Source organism: Succinimonas sp., assembly GCF_045225735.1.
Classification (GTDB): Bacteria; Pseudomonadota; Gammaproteobacteria; order Enterobacterales; family Succinivibrionaceae; genus Succinimonas.
On record NZ_JBGVBR010000278.1, the window covers coordinates 1 to 2,401 of the forward strand.

The 2,401-nt window shown below is 51.0% G+C and carries 2 protein-coding genes; both read left to right on the plus strand.

Annotated features, from left to right (window positions below):
- Positions 1–1,093: 1,093 nt before the first annotated feature.
- Positions 1,094–1,933: a hypothetical protein gene (locus ACJROR_RS10020; RefSeq protein ID WP_406546954.1), complete on the plus strand. Its 840-nt coding sequence runs from the start codon at positions 1,094–1,096 to the stop codon at positions 1,931–1,933.
- 300 nt (positions 1,934–2,233) lie between these two features.
- Positions 2,234–2,401: zinc ribbon domain-containing protein (locus tag ACJROR_RS10025; RefSeq protein WP_406546955.1), on the plus strand; the 168-nt coding region annotated here is incomplete at its 3' end.

Genomic DNA, 2,401 nt, shown 5'->3' on the forward strand with positions numbered 1-2,401 from the left:
TGAGGAAAAAACCGTTATCGATTTTTGCACAGCAGGCTTAATCTCAAGGGAGGTGGCAATGGCAAGACTCGGCGTAACGGATCAGGAGTTTGAAGTATTGCTGCAAAAATATCGCTGACAGTATTTTCGCTGACCTTTTCTGCTGATGGAGACAGCGCTGTATCCGGTGGTGATTTCCGATGCTTGCGCTGTTTTTTTGTTCTTTGGCATTTCAGGTTTTGCGGCTGCCAGCAGAGTCAGACCTCAGGTAATCGTTAATGAAATCATGGCCGGAACACTGAGTAATCAGGGGATGCGGATTGGCAGGGATGATCCGGAACGCCGCCTTCCGGGCAGGCATTATTGTCAGAACGTTTACGAACAAGGCGGAGTCTTTTCCCTTTGCGAACAGTGAGAATCCCGCATTTCACAGGGGCAGAATTTCCAATCTCCGGAATTATTCAGGCAGTTTTCCGAAAAATGCACCGGCGTTGTCAGTCCCGGCCCCGGATGTCTTCTCGCTGTTATCCTGCGGACAAAAAAAGGACGGGGACTCGTTTTGAGCCCCCGATGACACCGGAACATCTGTTCCAGGACGAAACCGCAACCTCAGTCGCCGGCTTCTGCGGCGGCGCCTCTTTCTTCCCTGAAGATCGCCTGGGAACGTCCCTGTTCCAACTTACCGCTATGGTCATTGTAGATCCCTGACCCCGCAAAGCAATCTGCAAAAAACTCCCCTCAATCCCGGTCTTACAGTGGACGAATTTCGTGATTCCTCTTAAGCCCCGTAATTAAAGAGCCCGAACCGGGCTTTCCGGCAACCGGGGTATTTATTTTCCGAAAAATCTCCGCCATAACAGGGCAAATGTCTCACAGCTTAAGGCTGTCTGGTGTAAGATCTCCCGCAAATTCTTGCTCCGGGAAACCCAGGGATCGCAACACAATGCCGGCGCAAAGCATGTCACTTTGCCGGGAGGCGTTTTAACACCATCCGGAAACAATTCCGCAGCGATTTTCGGAAAGGGCTTTGGGCGCGATGAGATGCGCTGAGATAAGCCATGTCCGGAAAACCGGACGCAATGATTAGCTGTTCACACAAGGAGAACCAATAAGTATGAAGTGCGCTGCTTGCGGCAGTGATGCCGGGGATGATGATAAGTACTGTCGCGTTTGCGGCAAATATCTCTTTGGAAATGCGCCGGAGTCTCAGGCCGGTGAAGCAGCGGCTGAGCCCGCCGGCATTGCCGGGGAGCGGCTGTGTCTCTGCTGTCAAACTCCTCTGGAGCCGGGACATTCCTTCTGCTGTAACTGCGGATTCCCTGCGGACGGGCGGGGCGGGAATCCCTATGCCGGAAATGCTGAGAGGGGTGGAGCCGGCGATTCCGGTAACAGCGCCGCGGTCCTGTCCCTGATGAAAGAAATGAAAATCATTTCAGGCTGTATTATCGGCTGCGCGTCGGTGCCTGCGTTGCTTTTCCTTATCGATCTGATGGGCATATTTCTGACGTTGAAGAGTTCGATGATGCTCGTTTTTATTTTTGGAAGTCGGATGCTTTTTGCTGTCGGCGGTTTGATTTTGTATGGTTATATTTTGCTGAAGACGCCGTCTCTGGCCAGAAGATGCGGCGAGCTTTGCAGGGAGGACAGATACATTGCAGAAAGAATAGACAAGGTGAGATCGCGGGTAAAGTTTCTCTGGATTTTCTTAGTTCTTTTCCTGATGTATTGCGCTGCGTTCATATATGTTTTGAATTTGTGGTGGGATCAGTTTTCGAAGATGTTTATGGGGCATTCAACTGATGGAGAAACAGAATTGCTGCTGTTGGGCACAGGCAGTTACGTCCTGTCGTTTGCGGCGCTCGTTATTCTTGACCTGATTTTTAAAGCCCTTATGCTCATCGACTTCATTAAGGTAAAGAGCGCTATTGAAAGAATGACTGTCCGGGGACGTTAGGACTCCGGCTCTTATTAGAGGACGGCAGTTGATTGCCCGGCTTTTGAGGGGAGCAGCGGCCTTTTTCAGGGACAGAGCTTTTGCGAGCTCCGTTCCGTTATCTTCTTCTGTTTCTCTTATTGTTTCCGGGATGGTTTATAATGGCGGCTAAGCTGTATTCAGCCGTCCTGCAAGTCACGCACGGCTGCCTATGCGGCTTTTAGGAGTATTTTTGAGCCGATGAGTCTTTTTTTTGAGCCTTTTTTGAGATAGCCGGGGAAAACGAAAACGGCGTTGTTTTACGAATGGAGATCAGCAGATATGAAATGTCCAGCCTGTGGTAATGAAATTGCGGATGACGCCAAGCACTGTCCCCAGTGCGGCAAGTATATCTCAAAAAAGGCCCCGGAGTTCAATGCCGGAGAAACAGCGGCAGAGCCGGCAGCTGAGCCCGCTGCAGCTGAGAGTGTCAGCGGTTCCGAAGAGCGG

Coding starts and splice junctions, on each gene's coding strand:
- ACJROR_RS10020 (WP_406546954.1), top strand. CDS start 1,094: ATGAAGTGCGCTGCTTGCGGCAGTGATGCCGGGGATGATGATAAGTAC.